A 21,416-nucleotide genomic window follows, 5' to 3' on the forward strand; every position below is an offset into this window, starting at 1 on the left:
TGAGTACCAACCAAGTTTTTGCCGCGGTTTTCCTCAATGATTTCATTTATTTTTTCCTTTGAAATATCATATAGGGCAACAGAATACCCTTTGCTCTCAAAATTAAGTGCGAGGCTTTTTCCCATAACCCCCACACCAACAACTCCAATTTGTTGCTTTGGCATATCTCATCGTTCCTTTCTATGCATGTTACTCTGTCTATATTATAGTATATATACCTAAAGTGACACTTTAATCAAATAATCCATCTTATTCATTTCAATATACTCGCCAAGATACGTGCAAAAGGTCATATAGACACGGCACATCGCCATCATGTTAAAAAATACAGGGAAACTTCCATTCTTATCAATCAATTATGAAAAATCACATTAAACAACTTCCGTATCCCACTTATGATCTTGCTCTACAAACACAATACCTAATTCATGGTGTCCGTCTGCATATAATGCAGTTTGAGCAAGGCGAAGCTCCCCATTTGTATCAAGCACTTCCAATTTACAAAATGCCCCTGTCGTCTTAGACTGAAGTGCATCGTAAAATTCCTCTGCAGTTTTAGGAATGATACCATTCACTTTCGTAATAACCTCTCCAGGCTTCAAGTTTAGTTCTGTACCGACTGTATTCGGAATCGTGCCTAATACAATCAATCCATCATCACGCACTGCAAAGTACGCTGGACTCGTTTCATCAGCAATCCGCTCTCTCATTGCAATCGTAAAGCGTCCAAGCATTGCAACTCCCATTGCAACAATAGCTAAAACAGGCCACCAATAACTAACTACACCTAAAATAAGAACAAGAGTCGCTAGTCCAAATATACGTCTTCCTGTAAACAGCAATGCTTCTGTCGGTTCCTCACTTCTAATTGTTCGCATAAAGCCAAGTAAAAACGGAACAAGGAATAAGGAATACGTTTGTGAACCAACAGAAACGACTGGCCACCACGAAACAAACTGCGTAACAGCATCTCCAGGAACAAGAATAAAAATTGGAACGAGCCACAAACGCTTTGATTCATGTAATCCAATATTTAAACCGCGCTTTCCTTTTCGCATTTTTGGCGTTGAATATCGTACTGCATTTCTCGAAATTAATAGCCCTTCAACAACTAGCATCACGCCAAGTAAAATGGCAAGCGATACAATCGTATTTTCCTCTCCTTCCCCAAACTGTAGGAAAGAGATTGGTAGCTTAGAAGATAATAAAGCTGCTACAATCGCTATACCAAATGTATAAGCAGCAGATAAATATCTATACCCAGCAGTTAGTCCAAATACAAGTGTCCAAATTAAAATCATCCATATACTTGCTTGCGACAGAACTAACCCAGCTCCAACTGTTATGATGGATACAATAAATCCATATGCAACTCCTGCAAATAGGGATGTCCGTAATTCAAACCAAATATCATATACTTTAAAAGAAAAATCTTTTCGTTCTCGTAATATACGTAAGTATCCAACAAAAATGCTACTTATCAAAAACACATAGACAGCAGGGTGTAAGAAAAAACGCCCAACTGCTCGCATTATCTCAAAAGACCAAGCCTCCACGAACTGCTTCACCACCATTTATATCATTCTTTCTTTTTATCTTATCATAAAGTGAAACTTTAATCAGTGGGGTTTTCTTCAACATCCGTGTTCTTTTCTGGTATTACATTACAAATACATACAAAAAAATACAGGCAATAATATGCCTGTATTTTTTCTTACTTCGCCATTAATTTTAATGCAGCCTGCAGTTGCATGTCGTTTTCACCAGAGCGGATCTTTTCAATAATTTTATTTTGAAGGGCTTCAGCTGTCTTTTTATCAAGTTGGCCCGTTACTTCCATTTCATTTGCATTTTGGAAAGCTTTTAAAGCCGACTCAGTTTCTTTACTGAAGTATCCATCCTCACGCCCAGGAACATATCCTAAACTTTTCAACATTTCTTGTGCATGTTTTACTTGCACGTCATTCGCATTATAAGAAAGTGTTTTCTCAATTTGAATTGGTGTTGCATGATAATAATCTGGCTGTTTTACTTCCACAGTTGGGGCAATTCCTTTCTTATGAATCCAATTGCCATCTGGTGTTAGCCATTTAAACATTGTCAGCTTAATGTTACTGCCATCTTTAAATGGAACAGCTTGCTGAACAGTCCCTTTTCCAAACGTTGTTTCACCAATTAAATCATATCCTTCTCCTTCTTTTAATGCACCTGCTAAAATTTCAGAAGCAGAAGCACTTCCTTTATCAATTAATACTGAAATCGGATATGGTTTTCTCTCTTTTAATTCAGTTGAGAATTTCTTTTTCTCACCATTTCGCTGTTCAACTTGTAACATCGGTTTCTTATCGGTCATAATTGATCCTAATATCTCTTCTACACTATTTAAGTAGCCTCCAGGATTACCACGTACATCAATAATTAACCCTTTAATATCTTTCTTCTCAAGCTCTTTTAATTGATCTTTAAATTCTTTTGCTGTATTTTCAGAGAATGATGTAATTTGGATATAGCCAATATCCTTTTCATTCTCTTTCTTTACAGAACTAAAGACGGTAAAGATTGGAATCTTTTCACGTTTAATTTTAAATTCGATTGGATCAGCTACGCCAGGCCTTTTGATTTCAAGGGCAACGGTCGTTCCTTTCTTACCACGAATCTTTAAGACCGCTTCTTCACGTGATAAATCTTTTACACTGTTTCCATCTACTGATAAAATTTGATCATTTGGCTTAATGCCTGCTTTTTCTGCTGGTGATCCTTTAATAGGAGATACAATAATCAGTTTTCCATCCGTTTTGTTCACCTCAGCACCGATGCCTTCAAGCTCCGGATCAAGTGATTGTTCAAATTGCTTCGCCGTTTCTTTATCCATATACGTGGAATAAGGGTCCTTCAGCGTAGACAACATGCCTTGTATTGCACCTTCAACAAGCTTCTCATCCTTCACCTCTTCCACATAACGTGAATCAATCAGTGCATACGCCTCATTAATTTTAGCTAAATCTCCTTGCACTTTGCCAGCATTATCACTTGTTATCGTTTGCGCCACATATGATGGATTGATTCCAAACATATACATACCTGCAAACATTCCGCCAGCACCAATTAAAAATGCAACAACCATTCCAATAATCGCAACTCTACGTTTCAATGCGGAATTCCCCTTTCCAAAACACACAGGTGGTGTAGCAAAAGGCATCACACATTGTGTGATGCCTTTACCTATTTCTACTATATGATAAGCTTGTACGTATTATGTTTGCAACTTTTTATACTTTTAAGAAGCGACGAATTGACATTACGCTTCCCCACATACCAATTAATGCACCAATTAACACTAATAAACCGGACAATTGGAATACGAATGGGCTATATGGAAGCAATTCGAAAATCGTTCCTCCAAGCTCTTTGTTAAACATACCTTGAAGCGAATTATAAGTAGATACAATTACGATAATCGGAAGAATTGAACCGATTACCCCTAAGAATAAACCTTCTAGTAAGAACGGCCAACGAATAAACCAGTTTGTCGCACCTACAAGTTTCATAATTTCAATCTCTGTGCTTCGCGCATAAATTGTAATTTTGATTGTGTTAGAGATTAAGAACATTGCTGTAAATAATAGACCAGCGATTAACAGGATCCCAATATTACGGCCTGTGTTCACTGTATCAAATAGTTTTTCAACTTGGCCTTTACCATATTGAACTGTACTTACAAATTGCATTTTCTCAATTTTTTTCGCAATTGCAGCTGTATCTGTTGGTTCTTTCGCTTTTACAATAAATACGTTTTTAAGTGGATTATCTTGCTCAAATAGCTCGAACGTTTTCCCGCTGTCACCTAAGCTTTTAATCAAACGTTTTAACTCTTCTTCTTTAGAAGAATATTTAACAGAATCTACCTTTGCAATTCCACTAAGATCTTTTTCTAATTTCTTTTGATCCTCTTCTTTCGCTGCTGGATCAACGTGTACACGAATCTCTACATCTTGCTCCACTTTCGTTGCGAAGTGATTCATATTCATAATCGCTGTTAAAAAGACACCTACAAGTAATAATGTAACAGTTACTGCACTTACAGAAGCAAACGTCATCCATCCGTTACGGGATAGATTTTTTACACCTTCTCGTAAATGTCGACTAAGGGTTTTATTCTTCATATCCATATCCTCCCTCAATCTCATCTCGAACAATTTTTCCGCCTTCAATCGCAATTACACGATGACGGATTGTATTTACGATATCTGCATTATGCGTCGCCATAACAATTGTTGTACCACGCTCGTTAATACGTTTAAAGATATTCATAATATCAAGTGCTGTCTCAATATCTAAGTTTCCTGTTGGCTCATCGGCAATTACAACTTTGGGCCTGTTTACAATTGCTCTTGCAATCGCCACACGCTGTTGTTCTCCACCAGAAAGCTCATTTGGAAGTGCATCTGCACGATCATCAAGACCTACAAGACCTAATACTTCCGTAACACGCTCACGAATCACATCAGGTTCTTCCTCAATTACCTCTAAAGCAAACGCTACATTCTCATATACTGTTAATTTAGGTAATAATTTAAAGTCTTGGAAGATTACGCCTAGCTGACGACGAAAATATGGTACATCTCGCTCTGCTAACGTTTCAATTACAAGTCCATTCACATTGATAGATCCTGTCGATGGTTTTTCTTCACGATACATCATCTTAATAAATGTAGATTTCCCGGCTCCACTCGGTCCAACTACGTATACAAATTCACCTTGCTTAATGTTAACTGTGAGTCCATCGATGGCTTTCATACCATTTGGATACTCCTTATAAACATTCGTCATTTTTATCATTATTTATCACCCAATACTTAATGATTTTTTTCGACATACTTTCTCTGCCTATCTGAACATGAAAGTAAAAGTCTTCACTCTTACTCACACCCTGTTGTACTACAAACCAATAGATGTACTTCTGTTGTTTCAAAGAACAGTGAAAACATTCCAGTCTATCACTGCTGCTTATGTACATGTTTCAACAAAATTCTACAACCTACATTGTAACATCATTCGGTTTCCAATTCGGATACATTTTTGTTACAGTTATGTTACAACGGGACAAGGAACAAGAAAAAACAATCATCTATAGCTTCTTCTTACCAATAAAAGATTCATCCCCTACTACTTTATACCAATCTATAATGTTTTATAAATATTACCTATATAAACTTATACTCTAGCTTTTCATAAAGTGAGTGTAAAAACCAGTTAAAATTAAAGGTGACTTTCCTTCTTCCTCATGTTCTGAGCGAGCTGCTTCCGCTTTTCTTTTGTCCAGCTACAGCGGCTAGAATAGTCGGTGCCTTCGCTTCTTCCTACTAGGCAAACTGCGCCTCTTCGTCTGAAGCTCCATCCCCCTCCTATTCTGAAAGAGCCGCTTCCGCTTTTCTTTTGTCCAGCTACAGCGGCTAAAATAGTCGGTGCCTTCGCTTCTTCCTACTAGGCAAACTACGCCTCCTCGTCTGAAGCTCCATCCTCCTCCTATTCTGAACGAGCCGCTTTCGCTTTTCTTATTTATGCTCTGCTAGCCATTCTGATACTTTTTTTGCATCCTCACCTTGAATAATTCCTGGAGACATCATGCCGCGTCCTTTTTCAATAATTCCTTCAATAGCCGCTGCATCATATTTGCCGCCTACTTTTCGTAAATCTGGTCCAGTCGCACCTGATAAATCATTTGCATGACAACCTGCACAGCTTTTTTTGTAAATCTGTTCAGCACTATCTGTACTTGCAGATTGATTAGAAGACTTACTTTCTTCTTTCTTTCCACATGCTCCTACAGTAAGAGCTAATGATGTTCCTAACGCAATAGCCAACAATTTCTTTTTCACTTATATCGCTCCCCGTTATTGATGTCCTTTTCATTATGGATGCAGCTATACTTTTACACAGCCCTCACTAGCCATTATAATAATTTTCCTCTTACAGAAAAACCAACCTATAGAGGATATTTTTTACAAAATGGATGAGAATCCTACTGATACAAAGCTTCCAGCAATTGTTTCAATTCTGTGAACAAATACAAATTACTGCAAAGCACCTTTTTCTAAAAAACAGAATAAAAAAATCCTATATAATTTCCTCATCAATTACAGCTCAGTTCTTTTATTTTCTTCTTTTTACAAAACAATATGCGACCTTGTATGATAAAACCAAGCTCATCAAAAAGAGAAGTTGTCATCCAACTTCTCTTCCTCCTTCTCTCACCAATACAGACAAAGTATACCTCTTTATAACCCCTTATTTCTTCACCAGTACGCCAACATCCGTTGGCTTTTTTCTTAAGAAATACGGGAGCGTAAATATGCATCAATAAATGGATCAATTTCTCCATCCATAACGGCCTGCACATTACCAACTTCTGTATTTGTACGATGATCTTTTACTAAAGAGTATGGGTGGAATACGTAAGAACGAATTTGGCTACCCCAGCCAATTTCTTTTTGTTCCCCACGAATTTCATCTAACTCAGCTTGCTGTTCTTCTAATTTCTTTTGATATAATTTCGCTTTTAACATTTTCATCGCATGCTCACGGTTTTTAATTTGTGAACGTTCTGATTGACATGTTACAACTGTATTTGTTGGCGTATGCGTGATACGGACTGCAGAATCCGTCGTATTAACGTGCTGTCCACCTGCACCACTTGCGCGATACGTATCTATTTTCAAATCTTCTGTACGCACTTCAATTTCAACTTCGTCATTGAATTCAGGTACAACTTCACAAGATACAAACGATGTATGACGGCGGCCTGAAGAATCGAACGGCGAAATACGTACAAGACGATGCACACCCTTCTCAGCTTTCAAATAGCCATATGCGTTATGCCCTTTAATTAATAGTGTAACGCTCTTGATCCCAGCTTCATCACCTGGTAGATAATCAACCGTCTCCACTTTAAATCCGCGCTTTTCAGCCCATCTTGTGTACATACGTAATAGCATAGAACCCCAGTCTTGTGACTCTGTTCCACCTGCACCTGGATGCAGTTCTAAAATAGCATTATTTTTATCATACGGATCACTTAATAATAACTGAAGCTCATACTCATTCATTTCTTGAATTAAAGATTTCACTTCAGACTCTAGCTCTTCATGTAAATCCTCATCATATTCTTCTTTTAAAAGTTCATGAGTTACTTCTAAGTTTTCAAATGTTTCATCTAACTGTCGAAACTTCCCAACCATATCTTTTAGTGCATTCGCTTCATTAATAACTGTTTGTGCACCTTGTTGGTCATCCCAAAAGCCAGCGCCCATCATTGTTTCTTCTAAATCTGCAATACGTTTTTCCTTTACAGGGAGGTCAAAGAGACCCCCTAAAAGCCGCTAATCTCTTAGCCAATTTCTCTAATTCTTGCCTAATTTCTACTAATTCCATGCTCTTCACCTCTATGTAATTGCTCTCGCTTTTTATATAAAACAAGGGAAACTCTCTCCGCTTATTACAGAGAGAGTCTATCCCTTCTTATTATATGGATATTCTTAAAAATTTTCCATTTCGGAAGTGAATCTTTACTTGCTGAACAGCTCCAGCAGCTAGAATGTTCGGTGGCTTCGCGCCTTCCTCCGAGGCAAAAAACGCCTCTACGTCTGAAGCTCCATCCCCCTCACACTCTAAGCGAGCCGCCTCCACTTTTCTTTTGATCCAGTTCTGCCTCCTAGCCCCTCATGTCTAAAAACCTTCCGCACAAGAAAGTACAAATCACTTTTTGTGCGAAAGAACCTTAGCCAACAGGGCTAAACAGTCGGCGCCACTTTTCCTTATTTCCCAATACCACAGCAGTTTTTATATTTTTTGCCACTGCCACATTTGCATAGGTCGTTACGTCCGATTTGGTCACCCTTTGTGACTGGTTTCTTTTTCGCTTCTTCACCGTCATCTTTTGGATGAACTGCCTCACCTTGAGCTACTTCTTGGCGCTCTAGGTTTTGCTCGATTTCTGCTTTCATAATGTAACGAGAAATCTCTTCTTCAATGGCAGCAATCATTGATTCAAACATAGCGAATCCTTCCATTTGGTATTCACGCAGTGGATCAATTTGACCGTAAGCACGTAAATGAATACCTTCACGAAGATGATCCATCGCATCGATATGATCCATCCATTTCGTATCAACAACTCGGAATACAACAACCTTTTCAAATTCACGCATTTGTTCTTCTGGTAAAATCTTTTCTCTTTCATCATATCGCTCGATTAGCTTCGCGATGATTGGTTCACTCATTTCCTCTGGTGCAAGGCGGCGTAATTCCTCTTCTTTTACATCGCCTTCCATAAGAAGGTTTGTATTTAAATAGTCAATCAGACCTTTTATGTTCCAATCTTCTTCAATTTCCTCTTGCGTATGAAGAGCAACGGCACGGTCTACAGTAGATTTCATCATTCCTTCGATAATGCCTCGTAAGTTTTCAGATTCCATTACTTCTTGACGTTGTTTATAAATCACTTCACGTTGTTGGCGAAGTACATCGTCATATTGCAGAAGTTGTTTACGTGCATCATAGTTGTTTCCTTCTACACGTTTTTGTGCAGATTCTACAGCACGAGAAACCATTTTACTTTCAATTGGTTGTGAATCATCCATACCAAGTCGATCCATCATTGTTTTCATATTATCAGAACCAAAGCGGCGCATTAGTTCATCTTCCATTGATAAGTAGAACTGCGTCACACCAGGGTCCCCTTGACGACCAGAACGACCACGTAACTGATTATCAATACGACGACTTTCATGACGTTCTGTACCGATAACCGCTAGGCCACCAGCTTCTTTTACACCTTCGCCTAGTTTAATATCCGTACCACGACCAGCCATGTTTGTTGCAATCGTGACAGATCCTTTGAATCCTGCTTCTGTAATAATATCTGCTTCACGCGCATGGTTTTTCGCATTCAAGACGTTATGACGTACACCTTTACGTGTTAACATATTTGAAATCAACTCAGATGTTTCAATCGCAACTGTACCAACAAGAACTGGTTGTCCTTGCTTATGGCGTTTCACAATATCCTCAACAACTGCGTTGAATTTTCCTTCCATCGTTTTGAAAATCAAATCGGCACGGTCATCACGAACAATCGGTCTGTTCGTTGGAATTACAATAACATTCATATTATAAATGTTACGGAACTCCTCTTCTTCCGTTTTCGCAGTACCAGTCATACCTGATAACTTTTCATACATACGGAAGTAGTTTTGGAATGTAATTGTCGCAAGCGTCATGCTTTCATTTTGAATTTCTACGCCTTCTTTTGCTTCAATTGCTTGGTGTAAACCTTCACTATAGCGACGGCCTTTCATAAGACGACCAGTAAATTGGTCTACAATTACGATTTCATCATCTTGAACAACATAATCTGTATCACGGTGCATAACAACGTGTGCACGAAGCGCTTGATTAAGATGGTGAAGAAGTGCAACATGTTTTAAATCGAATAAATTTTCAATATGGAAAGCTTTCTCTGCCCTCGTAATTCCGTCTTCTGTCAACATGACATTTTTCGTTTTCACGTCAAATGAATAATCTTTCTCATTTTGTAGTGTACGAATAAACGCATTTGCAAACATATATAATTCTGTTGATTTTTGTGCTTGTCCAGAAATGATAAGCGGCGTACGCGCTTCATCGACTAAGATGGAATCGACTTCATCAATAATCGCAAAATGAAGCGGGCGTTGAACACGTTGCTCTTTATATAGCACCATGTTATCGCGCAAATAGTCAAAACCAAGTTCATTGTTTGTACTATATGTAATATCAGCAGCGTAAGCAGCCTGTTTTTCTTCACGTGACATACTATTTAAGTTCATTCCTACTGTTAAGCCAAGGAACTCATGTAATTGACCCATTTCACCTGCGTCACGTTGTGCTAAGTATTCATTGACTGTAACAACATGAACTCCTTTACCTGTTAAAGCATTTAAATAAACTGGTAAAGTAGAAGTTAACGTTTTACCTTCCCCTGTTTTCATCTCTGAGATATTCCCTTCATGTAAGGCAATACCACCCATTAATTGCACAGGATAAGGGCGCATACCAAGAACGCGTGTCGCTGCTTCACGAACAACGGCAAAAGCCTCTGGTAATAAATCGTCTACTGTTTCACCTTTTGCAAGACGCTCTTTAAATTCAATTGTTTTCCCTTTTAATTGTTCGTCAGTTAGCGGTTGAATCGATGATTCTAACGCCTCTATTTGATCCACAATTTTCTGCATACGTTTAATTTGGCGTTGGTTTACATCAAACACCTTTTTTAAAATACCGATCATAGGAAATACGCTCCTCTTTTATTAAAATAAAACTTCCGATCGTGATCTATATGACAGCCCACTAATCAGTCGTTATAAAACGTTAATTTATTTTCTACTATTTTTTCTTCTCATTCAAAAACAAAAAAGTATAAACCTAATAATAATTGTAACACTTGTTTTATAACTATGACAACAACTGGCCAAGAGCAGAGCCTAAATTAACTGAAACTTTAATTAGTGGAAGGGTCTTACTTCCCATTCACGCGGCATAAAGAATGAAAAACTTTCCTATCAAATAAAAAAACGCAGCCTTCTACGGCTGCGTTTTCTAACTTATTTATTTCGTTTCAATCAATCCATATTTTCCATCTTTGCGGCCATATACAACATTAGTTTCATTTGTATCCGCATTTGTGAAGACGAAGAAGTTATGACCTAACATATCCATTTGTAAAATAGCTTCTTCAACGTCCATTGGTTTTAAATCAAATCGTTTTGTACGTACTAACTCTAAATCATCTTCTTTTACCTCTTCCAAAGTTGCTGCTGATTCAGTAAGGATGAATGTAGTTTTCGGAGAACCTTTTTCACGTAGTTTACGATTTACTTTTGTTTTATGTTTACGAATTTGTCGCTCAATTTTATCAACCACTAAATCAATTGCAGCGTACATATCGCTATGAGTTTCTTCAGCGCGAAGTAATAAATCTGTAAATGGGATTGTTACTTCGACACGTTGTTTTTCAGAGTATACTTTTAAATTAACTTTAATCTCTGGAAATGTATCAAAATAGCGCTCTAATTTGCTAAGCTTTTTCTCCACATATTCCTTTAATGCTGGAGTTACTTCAATATTTTCACCACGAATGTTGAATTTCATAGATGAATTCCTCCTTTCAAGCCTTTAAGCCTATGTATATAATTTCGACACTAGCTTAAAAACTCCTTCTAACTTTATTAAAAAAGTTAGTGAACTTGCAATTTTTTATCATTTTTTGTTGAAAAGAAAAGATGCATCGTTTCTATTTACAGTTTACCCTATTTACATCGTAAATAACGAATATAAGTATGGACAATTCGTTACAGAAAAGAGACAACTTTTTGACAACGTTTTCAATGTTAATAATAAATTAAAACCATTCTTTTTAGGTGGGAGAGAGCATCCGTCCATGGATAGTAGCGGTCATGGCCTTTTTAGCCCCATGCCATACAAAAACAGAAGGAGATAATGGGCAGAAGTCTCTTTTTATCTTTCATAACCTTAATTTATGGGCTGTGCAATCATAGTAAGTTTATACATGGAAGGTTCGGCTGAATTCTACAACTACTCTTTTAGATGAAAGAGAGCATCCGCCCTTGCATAGAAGCGGTCAGCCCCTGTTTTAGCCCCATGCCATGCAAAAACAGAAGGAGATAATGAGCAGAAGTCTCTTTTTATCTTTCATAACCTTAATTTATAGGCCGTGCAATCATAATAGGTTTATAAATGGAAGGTGCAGCTGAATTTTACAACTGCTCTTTTTAGTGGGAGAGAGTGTACCTAGGACTTTTTCATCCCATGCCATGTAAAAAAACAGAAGGAGGCAATGAGCGGAAGCCTCCTTCTGTTTTTTATAGCCGTAATTTATATGTTGGAAGATCCAATTGAATATCTATATATATAAACTGTTACCACATACGCAGCTCTATGTTTCTCACAAAACGATTCATTCAGAATTATAATTTCACAACATTCGCTGCTTGTGGCCCACGCGCACCATCTACAATATCAAATTCTACTTTTTGTCCCTCTTCTAACGACTTATATCCATCCTGTTGAATTGCAGAAAAATGAACAAAAACATCATCACCATCTTCACGTTCAATAAAACCAAATCCTTTTTCTGCATTAAACCATTTTACTCTTCCTTGCATGTTCGTTCCATTCCCTTCACTCTAAAAATAAGGGCATTTACCCCGCATTTTGACTATAACGAATGACAACATATCAAGTCAAAGAAGTCTTGTCGTCTTTTTATTGTATCTTTCGACATACATATATACCCATTTTGATTTTTCAATATATTAGCTGCGGTTGTGAAAACAAAAACAGTTCTCCACTTATTTCCTCTTTTGGTTTTCACATGGCATGGGGCGAAAAAAGGCACTGACCGCTTCTATGCACGGCAGGATGCTCTCGCCCACCTAAAAGAATGATTTTGGTTTTTTCATTTGGATTTATATATTACCCGCGGCAAAGCGTCAGACTCGAGACTGTTTGAGCTCCTGCGTCGTACAAACATGCTGCAACTTGCCTAACCGTAATTCCTGTCGTATACACATCATCAATAAGTACAATATGCTGCCTAGCAAATCTTTCTTCTCTTTGAAAGTAAAAAGGATTCATTCCCCTCATTCTCTCAATACGGCTTTTTTTACTCTGTTTTTCTGTATCTTTTCTACTTAGAGATGTTTGCAACATACGACACGGTAAACAAGATGCTAACAATTCGGCTTGATTAAACCCACGCTCATATTCTCTCTCCTTACTAAGTGGAATCGGCATTACTGCATGGCACTCTGAAAAATACTCGTGAAATACAGTAACAAAGTTCGCGCGAAAAATTTGAAGAAGCTCAGCGTCTCCTCTGAATTTAAACTGCGCTAACACTTCCTTCATCCAATCATTATAGACGTAAACAGATCGATTTTTTATAGGTAGAAATTTCATCTCTTCCCTCCACCTTACACAATCTTTACAAAGGTTATCTTCTCTATATTCCTCTGAAAGAAGCAGAAAAGGTCTACCACAATCTTCGCAAACCTCTCCCTTAATATAGGAAAATTTTCGTTCACACCGTTCACATATATACTGTTTTTCAGACTGAATAAAAAAAGAATACCAGCTAATCCCCCCTGAAATATACTCATCACAAAGTAAGCAGTGCATTAATCTATCAACCCTTCTTGCTTAGCCCTCTTATTCATAGATTGAATATGTTTTTTCGCGCCCACCATCGCTTCTGTTTTCCCATAATGAAAATAAAAGATATCACCATCTGGCCTACGCTGACTTCTACCGACTCTGCCAGCAATTTGTACAAGTGCACGTTCTGAAAAAATCCCCTCTTCTGCCCCTAACACAGCTACTTGCAAGCCTTCTACTGTTACACCTCGCTCCAAAATTGTTGTCGTGACTAATAACGGAATATTCCCTTTCCGAAAAGCCACTACCTTTTCTTTACGCTTTGGATCCTCCGCATGAACACCTTCAATTCGATTATCTAACTCTTTTAATAATGTAACTATTTCATCGATATAATGTATATGGGGAACAAATAGAAAAATAGGAGATTGTTTGAGGAGATGAAACTGTAACCATTTCAAAACAACAGCTGGGATTTGTTTTCGCTTTAATATTTTTTTCCAATTACCGCACCACTGAAACTTTGGAATTGGCAAAGGATGACGGTGATAGCGCCCTGAAATGATTACACCTTGTTGTTTCTCATTCCATAACTTACGTTTCCATGCTTCCTCCGGAGTAGCAGTTAAATAAATTTTTGCTACACGATCTTTACTCGCTTGTTCTACCGCATACTGTAACATCTTGTCCATCACATATGGGAAAGCATCAATTTCATCCACAATCATAACATCGAATGCCTTGTAATAACGAAGTAACTGATGGGTTGTAGACACGAGAAGTCTTGCTTCCTTTTCACGCTCTAAACTCCCCCCATATAGTGCTGCAATTGATACATTTGGAAAAACAGTTCGCAGGCGGGGTGCTAACTCTAACACAACATCTGTCCGCGGCGTCGCAATACAAACACACTCTCCTTTTTTGAGTGCCTCTTCAATCCCATAAAAAAGCATCTCTGTCTTACCAGCTCCACATACTGCCCATATAAAAAAAGACTCTTTTCGCCGCACTGCTTCTATTACTCCTCTAGCTGCCCTAGCCTGCCCAGGCGATAGTTCACCTTCCCATTGTAAAGAATTTGGCAAAGCGTTCCATCCTATATCTTTTATACTTCGAACGAGTATTGTACATTCTCCGACTCGCCCCATTGTGATACACCTTCTGCAATACGTACACATTTGATTACATCTTTTACATAGAAACGATGCAAATAACCGTTGTTCTATATTTCCACAGCGTTGGCATATATAACGTGAAGATTTCTTGATTACACCTTTTACTAAAATGATATCTCCTTTCCTTTCCAAACGATCGAGTTCATCCTTCGACAACGAAAGCTCTTCTAGTAACATTTGCCTTCCAGCTAGTATGATTACCTCCTCCTCTATCAATCACAGCTACATCAAACAAAAGCAGAACTGCTCTTTTAAACATAGCACGGGGTTAAAAAGGGCACTGACCGCTCCTACCCATGGCTGGATCCTCTCTCCTACCTAAAAGAAATGGTTTTTATCTCTATACAGCTTCACTATATCTCCTTTCCTTTTTCTCGTAAAACGTCAAAAAAGCCGATAACCTACTCTTAAAATAGTAAGCTATCGACTTTATACACATGTTTTATTTAGTTGAAAATCTTATAATCTACCGTAACCTAAGAAATGTTTTTGGTTGTATGAGCTATTTACGCTACCGTAAGTAACACCAGTTGATTCATCAGCAGCGTGAATCATTTGACCGTTACCAATGTAAATTCCAACGTGTGATACACCTGCTCTGTAAGTACCTTGTAAGAAGATAAGATCTCCTGGTTGTGCTTCAGATGCGCTGATTTTTTGTACAGAACTCCATAAACTTCTTGTATCTTGGCGACCTAAACCATATACATAAGAAATTAATCCACTGCAGTCAAAACCGCCATTTGAAATATCGGCACTACCCCATACATATTTCAATCCAACTAACCCTTTTGCTTTTTCAACTACTCCAACATTTCCTCCACCATTATTGGAAGGAGCTGGTGCTGGTGCTGGTGCTGGCGCCGGTTTTGGAGCTGGTTTTACTTCTTCTTTTTTAGCTTGTCCACCATTATTTGCTGATGCAGCTTCTTGTGCTGGTGCGTCCTGTTGTGGAGCCGCTTGTTGCGCTGGTGCTGCAGCTTGCTCTGCTTGTTTTTGTGCAGCAGCTTCTTGTGCAGCTTTCTCTTGCGCTTCTTTTTCAGCTAATTGTTGTAAGTATAAAGCTTGTTGTTCAAGCTCTTTCAATTGACTTTCTGTACTTGTCATATTGCTTACAACTGTATCCATTTTACCGCTTAAATCGTTTACTGCTTCTTGTTTTTTCGCTTTTTCAGCGTCAAGTTCTTGCTTTGCAGCTTCGATTTTCACTTTTGCTTCTTTTAATTCTTTTTGTTTTTCTTTTACCGTTTCAACATCTTTTTTCACAGTTGCTTGATCTTCTTGTTGTGTTTTCATGATATCTTCATCAGATTCAAGAATTTTAGAAACAGAAGTTAAACGATCTACTAAATCTGCAATGTTTTTAGAGTTTACAACGACTTCTGTTACAACGTTCGTATTTGGTTGCTCTTGAAGTGCTACTAAACGTTTTCTTAATAATTCTTCACGTTTTGCAATTTTCGTTTGTAACTCTGCAATGTTTTGGTTTTTCTCTTCGATTAATTTCTCTGTTTCTTCAACTTGCTTCGTTGTTTCGTCTAGCTTCCCTGCATTTTCTTGAACAGACTTATCTAAATCTTGAACTGTTTTATTTAAGTCATTCATTTGTTTTTGAAGCTCATCACGTTCTTGTTGTTGTTTATGTAAAGTGTCATTTTGTGCGTTAATTTCTGTTTTTACGTCATCCATCTTTTCCGCAAATACATTTGGTGTTACTACTGAAAACATCATAAATCCTGCAGCTAGTGCGCAAGAGGCCATTTTTAGCTTTTTCATTTTGTTTTTACACCGCTTTCCTTTTTTCTTTTCCGTCTTTAATCTATTAAAATTTATACCATATTTCAGGAGATATTTTATCAATGTTACGCTTTTGTAAAATAAATGTAATATTGTGTTTGTCATTTTCTAGCATTATCCTTCTGATTCTGTATTTTCATGTAGAAAATTAAGAAAATCACACTATTTTTTTAGCTATTTGTCATCAACTTGTTACAAAAAGAAAAAACACAAGAAGGATTCCTTGTGTTTTTCCAAATCAGAAAACAGTCTATTATTTCACCCATTTTTCAGCCCAATTTTGGACTTCATTCATAACACTTTCTAACGCTTTTCCTTTTTCTGTTAAACCGTATTCGATTCTAACAGGTACTTCCGGATAAACATTACGTACAACTACCCCTTCGCTCTCTAATTCCTTTAAGCGTTCTGACAACATACGATCACTCATATTTGGGATAATATCCGCAATTTCTCGAAATCGTTTCGGCTCTTCTAACAATGATTTAATAATTAAACCTGTCCACTTTTTACTAAGTAATGTAAAAGCCGACTCAAACTTTGGACATAAACAAGAATTATGCTCCATATGTTTCACCTCCCCTTTATTATAAAATAGTTTCTTATAAAAAGTAAGCAATAAAACTTTCCTTATTTTTTGTAAATCTATTTTAATTTTCCAACATATATTGGAACTTTAACCCTCGGGAAGGCTCTACACCTCCCACTGATTATTATCCCTCACCAATAATGGGCTTTTACGGGCAGTTTCCCCCACCTACCTGCATTATTTCTTGAGGTATGGGCGTTACTGCCTGCAAATAGCGGGATAAATTACGGTTATGACGAACACAAGGAGACTTCCACTCATTTTCTCCTTCTGTTTTCACATGGCATGGGGCTAAAAATGCACTGTCCGCTTCTACCCATGAGCGGATCCTCTCGCTCGCCTAAAAGGAATGGTTTCTGCCCTTCTTTCCATTCGCATTTATCCCGCGTTCATTGAAGTTTCATTTTATATAAGTTAAATTTTACCACTACCGAATATTAACTTGTCAAACAAACCTACGTATACCCGTAAAAAAACCCTCTACAAAAAGAGAGCTTTTACAATTTTATTATTTTGTATACCAGCCTAGCCCTAGCGCTCCCTCTCCTAGATGCGTTCCAATTACAGCACCAAAATAACTGATGCGAATTGTAGCATGAGGGTACTTCTCTTCTAATTCTTTCTGCCATTCTTTCGCTTCCTCTTCACGATTCGCATGGATAATAACAAGCTCCATTGGCATACCTTTACTCGCTTGTTCATCTAAGATTTCAACGATTCGTTTCAGCGCCTTTTTGCGCGTACGAATTTTTTCAAACGGAATGATTACTTTATCTCTAAAATATAACACTGGCTTTACTTGTAGCAAGCTACCAATAAATGCTTGCGCGCTATTTAAACGACCACCACGTTGTAAATGATGCAAGTCATCTACAACAAAATAAGCATCCATTGTTTGTTTCATTTCTTCAAACCTAGCTAAGATTTCTTCTGGCGTCTTTCCTTCATTCGCCATTTTCGCACCTTCACGTACGTAAAATCCTTGTACTTCACAACTAATTTCAGAATCATACGTATATACGTCTATCCCTTGAACCATTTGTCCTGCTGTCGTTGCCGTTTGATACGTACCACTAATTCCACTTGAAAGATGGATACTAATAACCGCATCGTATTCTTTTGCTAACTCTTCAAATAGTTCCACAAATTCCCCAATTGCTGGTTGAGAAGTTTTTGGAAGTTCTTCATGTTCACGTACTTTCACATAAAAATCATCCGCTGTAATTTCCGCTTCTTCTTGGTAAGAGTTCGTCCCAAAAATCACATTTAGTGGAATCATATGTATATTGAGTTCTTCACGAATATGCTTCGGTATATATGCTGTACTATCCGTAACAATAGCTGTTCTCATTTTCGTACCTGCCTTATAAAAAAGTTTTTATTTCCTAATTTTACACGAAAACAGGAAAAGGTGCATTAATGTATGAAAAATGCCAGTTTAAGATTATAATCAACACTTGGGTAATTTACAACAAAAACGTTATATTTATAATATAATTTGCTATATTTCTACAAAAAATGTTTGAATCTGAAAACTAGCCCTTTTACAATAAAAAGTATTAGTCATTTTGAAAGATAGGAGCGTATACCCTTGCTATTACAATATTTAACAATAAAAGGCTGCGGTGAGCACGAAATTGTCATTCAAAAGTCACGGTTTATTTGCTATGTAAGCCGGGCGAGAACAGAAGAAGAAGCGCAAGAATTTATTCAAAAAATAAAAAAACAAAACTGGAATGCAACGCACAACTGCTCTGCCTATTTAATTGGTGAACGCGATCAAATTCAAAAGGCAAATGATGATGGTGAACCGAGCGGAACTGCTGGTGTGCCTATTTTAGAAGTATTAAAAAAACGTGGTCTAAAAGATACAGTCGTTGTCGTCACACGTTATTTTGGCGGTATCAAACTTGGTGCTGGCGGCTTAATTCGCGCATACGGAAAATGTACAAGTGAGGGCCTTAACCATGTAGGTGTTGTAGAACGAAAACTAATGCGTATTATGAAAACAGAAATTGACTATACGATGCTTGGTAAAGTTGAAAATGAACTACGTCAATCAGCCTACGCAATTAAAGAGATACATTACCTAGAAAATGTTACATTCGATACTTATGTTGAAGAAGATCAAAAACAAATTTTTACTGATTGGATGATTGAATTAACAAATGGGAAATGTACAATAAAAGAAGATGACATGCTGTATTTAGAACAAGACATTACGTAACAATAACATATAATTTAAAAGGAGATTATGTATGGAAGAGCGTTATCATCATCTCCAAAAGAGAAGAATTAAAAAAAAGCGTAGACGTAGATTTTTCACCTATCTCATTTTTTTAGGGCTAATCGGCAGCGTAGGGCTCTATATGCTTAATTCCTATTCTTCTCTCATGGAGATGTATAGTGGCTTCACTCGTGATAAATCGAAATTACGTGCGGAAGATGTTGAAATCACAAAAGAACCTTTCAGTGTCCTTATTATGGGAATTGAAGATTATGCAACCGATGGACAAAATGGTCGAACAGATTCGCTTATGTTCGCGACAATTAACCCGAAAACACAACATATTTCTCTCATGAGTATCCCGCGTGACTCACGCGTTACAATCGCTGGGAAAAACAAACAAGATAAAATTAATGCCGCACATGCTTACGGCGGAGAAAAAATGGCATTAGAAACGGTCGAGAACTTTTTACATGTTCCTGTTGACCATTATATTAAAATTGATTTCAAGGGCTTTAAAGGAATTGTTGACGCTGTTGGTGGTATTACAGTTGATGTTCCTTTTGATTTCGAGGAAAGGTCTGATATCGATTACTACAAGCTCATTCAATTTAAGCAAGGACCGCAAGCATTAAATGGTGAAGAAGCACTAGCTTATGTTCGCATGCGAAAACAAGATCCAAATGGAGATTATGGCCGTGCTGCAAGGCAACGACAAGTACTTGCTGCAGTTGTCCACAAACTAAATTCTGCTTCTACAGTCTTTAAAATTAAGGACTTGGCTGAGGTTGTTGGAAAATATGTAAAGACTGATGTACCTGTATCTGATGGACTTGCCTTATACAATAAATTATCTGGATTTGATCCTGCAAACATCCAAACCCTTAAATTAGAAGGTGAGGATAAAAAACTAAACGATATTTATTACTTTATCCCGGATGAGGCGAACCTTCAAACTGTTCGTAATGAACTCTTAAAGAACTTAGAACAAGATCAAACAAATACCAATACAGACTCAAATTCAAATTCAAGTTCTAACTCTGATACGAATACAACCAATTCATCTACTAATAAAAAAGAACAGGAGCCTCCTCCATCTACAAATGCGAATGCAGAGTGGCTCATGCGAAACCACGAGCAAAATTAAAGACAAAAAAGAAAAAAGCCACTCCCTCTATCACCAGATATGAGGGGTGGCTCTTTTTTCATTTACTTTTTATTAAAATGTTTTAAAATCGCTTCTACAATACGCTCTGAAGCAAGCCCGTCACCGTAAGGGTTAGATGCTTGCGCCATTTTGTCATGCGCTTCTTTGTTAGATAACAATTCATCTGCAAGTGTAAAGATTGTTTCTTCTTCTGTACCCGCTAATTTTAATGTTCCCGCTTCAATTCCTTCTGGGCGTTCTGTCGTATCACGAAGAACAAGAACCGGTACACCAAGAGAAGGTGCTTCCTCTTGTACACCACCAGAATCTGTTAACATTAAATACGAACGTGCTGCAACATTATGGAAATCAATTACATCAAGCGGTTCAATTAAATGAATGCGGCTATGATCTCCTAAAATATCGTTAGCTGTTTCACGTACAACAGGATTCATATGAACTGGATATACAACTTGTACATCTTCATATTTTTCAACAAGGCGTTTAATTGCACGGAACATATTGCGCATTGGTTCACCTAAATTTTCACGACGGTGCGCTGTCATTAGTACAAGTCGGTCATTGCCAAGTTTCTCTAGTACAGGGTGACTATACTCTTCTTTTACTGTTGTTTTCAGGGCATCAATTGCTGTATTTCCTGTTATGAAAATACGGGATTCATCTTTATTTTCTTGTTGCAAGTTCGTTGCCGATTTTGCTGTAGGAGAGAAATGAAGATCTGCCATTACACCTGTTAATTGACGGTTCATTTCTTCCGGATATGGAGAATATTTATCCCATGTACGAAGTCCAGCTTCCACATGGCCGATTGGAATTTGATTATAGAAAGCAGCAAGACTCGCAATAAAAGTAGTCGTTGTATCACCATGTACAAGAACGATATCCGGCTTTGCTTCCTGCATTACTTTGTTTAAGCCCTCTAAGCCACGCGTTGTAATATCAATTAATGTTTGACGGTCTTTCATAATATTTAAATCGAAATCCGGCGTGATCCCAAAGATATCCAAAACTTGATCTAGCATTTGACGATGCTGCGCTGTCACTGTCACAATGGATTCAATTTGTTCAGGATGCTTTTGCAACTCTAATACAAGAGGTGCCATTTTAATCGCTTCTGGACGTGTTCCAAAAATCGTCATTACTTTTAAACGTGCAGTCATTTCATTGCCTCTTTTCTTTCACTAGTTAAGAATAATATACAAATACAAGTTAAAAAACCACTAGAAATCCTTCTTTGGATGATAGAAA

18 protein-coding genes are annotated in these 21,416 nt (G+C 37.6%); 2 read left to right on the forward strand and 16 right to left on the reverse strand.

What is annotated here, in order from left to right; genetic code table 11:
• The 15 genes from CN373_RS17715 to CN373_RS17805 all read right to left on the reverse strand — a co-directional run.
• Positions 1-164: NAD(P)-binding domain-containing protein (locus CN373_RS17715; protein ID WP_240519085.1), on the reverse strand; the 164-nt coding region annotated here is incomplete at its 3' end.
• A 207-nt stretch (positions 165-371) separates the two neighbouring features.
• Entirely contained in the window at positions 372-1,574 is a 1,203-nt protein-coding gene (locus CN373_RS17720) for a hypothetical protein (protein WP_098359820.1), read from the reverse strand.
• Between the two features lie 140 nt (positions 1,575-1,714).
• Positions 1,715-3,199 carry a S41 family peptidase gene (locus tag CN373_RS17725; RefSeq protein ID WP_002058434.1) on the reverse strand — a complete coding sequence of 495 codons (1,485 nt, stop codon included), beginning with the start codon at positions 3,197-3,199 and terminating at the stop codon, positions 1,715-1,717.
• Between the two features lie 70 nt (positions 3,200-3,269).
• Positions 3,270-4,163: a permease-like cell division protein FtsX gene (gene ftsX / locus CN373_RS17730; RefSeq protein WP_000792399.1), complete on the reverse strand. Its 894-nt coding sequence runs from the start codon at positions 4,161-4,163 to the stop codon at positions 3,270-3,272.
• Positions 4,153-4,839 (reverse strand): cell division ATP-binding protein FtsE, encoded by a 687-nt coding sequence (gene ftsE, locus CN373_RS17735; protein ID WP_000594332.1) that lies wholly within the window; start codon positions 4,837-4,839, stop codon positions 4,153-4,155. Before ftsE ends, ftsX begins: the two co-directional genes overlap by 11 nt.
• Before the next feature lie 716 nt (positions 4,840-5,555).
• Positions 5,556-5,879, reverse strand: coding sequence for a cytochrome c551 (gene cccB, locus CN373_RS17750; RefSeq protein ID WP_000727962.1), 324 nt, complete (start codon positions 5,877-5,879; stop codon positions 5,556-5,558).
• A 450-nt stretch (positions 5,880-6,329) separates the two neighbouring features.
• Positions 6,330-7,431 (reverse strand): peptide chain release factor 2 gene (prfB, locus tag CN373_RS17760; protein ID WP_098359822.1). Its coding sequence is split into 2 segments (ribosomal slippage): positions 6,330-7,358 and positions 7,360-7,431, totalling 1,101 coding nucleotides; the frame shifts between segments, so codons are not numbered across the junction.
• A gap of 383 nt (positions 7,432-7,814) precedes the next feature.
• The gene (secA, locus tag CN373_RS17765) at positions 7,815-10,325 is read right to left on the reverse strand and encodes a preprotein translocase subunit SecA (protein WP_000579363.1); all 2,511 of its coding nucleotides are present in this window, start codon (positions 10,323-10,325) and stop codon (positions 7,815-7,817) included.
• 319 nt (positions 10,326-10,644) lie between these two features.
• Positions 10,645-11,187: a ribosome hibernation-promoting factor, HPF/YfiA family gene (gene hpf / locus CN373_RS17770; protein ID WP_000671194.1), complete on the reverse strand. Its 543-nt coding sequence runs from the start codon at positions 11,185-11,187 to the stop codon at positions 10,645-10,647.
• 836 nt (positions 11,188-12,023) lie between these two features.
• Positions 12,024-12,221 carry a cold shock protein CspC gene (gene cspC / locus CN373_RS17780; protein WP_001162040.1) on the reverse strand — a complete coding sequence of 66 codons (198 nt, stop codon included), beginning with the start codon at positions 12,219-12,221 and terminating at the stop codon, positions 12,024-12,026.
• A 310-nt stretch (positions 12,222-12,531) separates the two neighbouring features.
• Entirely contained in the window at positions 12,532-13,236 is a 705-nt protein-coding gene (locus CN373_RS17785; RefSeq protein WP_098359823.1) for a ComF family protein, read from the reverse strand.
• Positions 13,236-14,582 (reverse strand): DEAD/DEAH box helicase, encoded by a 1,347-nt coding sequence (locus tag CN373_RS17790; protein WP_033664839.1) that lies wholly within the window; start codon positions 14,580-14,582, stop codon positions 13,236-13,238. Before CN373_RS17790 ends, CN373_RS17785 begins: the two co-directional genes overlap by 1 nt.
• Before the next feature lie 264 nt (positions 14,583-14,846).
• Positions 14,847-16,289 carry an NlpC/P60 family protein gene (locus CN373_RS17795; RefSeq protein ID WP_113745334.1) on the reverse strand — a complete coding sequence of 481 codons (1,443 nt, stop codon included), beginning with the start codon at positions 16,287-16,289 and terminating at the stop codon, positions 14,847-14,849.
• 148 nt (positions 16,290-16,437) lie between these two features.
• Entirely contained in the window at positions 16,438-16,752 is a 315-nt protein-coding gene (locus tag CN373_RS17800) for a winged helix-turn-helix transcriptional regulator (RefSeq protein ID WP_000400853.1), read from the reverse strand.
• 529 nt (positions 16,753-17,281) lie between these two features.
• The gene (locus CN373_RS17805) at positions 17,282-18,124 is read right to left on the reverse strand and encodes a DegV family protein (RefSeq protein WP_001258308.1); all 843 of its coding nucleotides are present in this window, start codon (positions 18,122-18,124) and stop codon (positions 17,282-17,284) included.
• A gap of 240 nt (positions 18,125-18,364) precedes the next feature.
• Between CN373_RS17805 and CN373_RS17810 the strand changes: the two genes are divergently transcribed.
• Together CN373_RS17810 and CN373_RS17815 are read left to right on the forward strand one after the other, a co-directional pair.
• The gene (locus CN373_RS17810; protein ID WP_000926687.1) at positions 18,365-19,000 is read left to right on the forward strand and encodes a YigZ family protein; all 636 of its coding nucleotides are present in this window, start codon (positions 18,365-18,367) and stop codon (positions 18,998-19,000) included.
• 31 nt (positions 19,001-19,031) lie between these two features.
• Positions 19,032-20,147, forward strand: a complete 1,116-nt coding sequence (locus CN373_RS17815) for an LCP family protein (RefSeq protein WP_000392745.1) — start codon at positions 19,032-19,034, stop codon at positions 20,145-20,147.
• A 62-nt stretch (positions 20,148-20,209) separates the two neighbouring features.
• Here CN373_RS17815 and wecB read toward each other — a convergent pair whose 3' ends face one another.
• The gene (gene wecB / locus CN373_RS17820) at positions 20,210-21,328 is read right to left on the reverse strand and encodes a non-hydrolyzing UDP-N-acetylglucosamine 2-epimerase (RefSeq protein WP_000126980.1); all 1,119 of its coding nucleotides are present in this window, start codon (positions 21,326-21,328) and stop codon (positions 20,210-20,212) included.
• Positions 21,329-21,416: the final 88 nt, after the last annotated feature.

The organism is Bacillus cereus (assembly GCF_002561295.1).
Classification (GTDB): Bacteria; Bacillota; Bacilli; order Bacillales; family Bacillaceae_G; genus Bacillus_A; species Bacillus_A cereus_S.

Bases quoted from the DNA above. Each gene is read 5' to 3' on its own strand.
- CN373_RS17720 (WP_098359820.1), bottom strand. From the start codon at position 1,574: ATGGTGGTGAAGCAGTTCGTGGAGGCTTGGTCTTTTGAGATAATGCGA.
- CN373_RS17725 (WP_002058434.1), bottom strand. From the start codon at position 3,199: ATGCCTTTTGCTACACCACCTGTGTGTTTTGGAAAGGGGAATTCCGCA.
- ftsX (WP_000792399.1), bottom strand. From the start codon at position 4,163: ATGAAGAATAAAACCCTTAGTCGACATTTACGAGAAGGTGTAAAAAAT.
- ftsE (WP_000594332.1), bottom strand. From the start codon at position 4,839: ATGATAAAAATGACGAATGTTTATAAGGAGTATCCAAATGGTATGAAA.
- secA (WP_000579363.1), bottom strand. From the start codon at position 10,325: ATGATCGGTATTTTAAAAAAGGTGTTTGATGTAAACCAACGCCAAATT.
- hpf (WP_000671194.1), bottom strand. From the start codon at position 11,187: ATGAAATTCAACATTCGTGGTGAAAATATTGAAGTAACTCCAGCATTA.
- cspC (WP_001162040.1), bottom strand. From the start codon at position 12,221: ATGCAAGGAAGAGTAAAATGGTTTAATGCAGAAAAAGGATTTGGTTTT.
- CN373_RS17785 (WP_098359823.1), bottom strand. From the start codon at position 13,236: ATGCACTGCTTACTTTGTGATGAGTATATTTCAGGGGGGATTAGCTGG.
- CN373_RS17795 (WP_113745334.1), bottom strand. From the start codon at position 16,289: ATGACAAACACAATATTACATTTATTTTACAAAAGCGTAACATTGATA.
- CN373_RS17800 (WP_000400853.1), bottom strand. From the start codon at position 16,752: ATGGAGCATAATTCTTGTTTATGTCCAAAGTTTGAGTCGGCTTTTACA.
- CN373_RS17805 (WP_001258308.1), bottom strand. From the start codon at position 18,124: ATGAGAACAGCTATTGTTACGGATAGTACAGCATATATACCGAAGCAT.
- CN373_RS17815 (WP_000392745.1), top strand. From the start codon at position 19,032: ATGGAAGAGCGTTATCATCATCTCCAAAAGAGAAGAATTAAAAAAAAG.
- wecB (WP_000126980.1), bottom strand. From the start codon at position 21,328: ATGACTGCACGTTTAAAAGTAATGACGATTTTTGGAACACGTCCAGAA.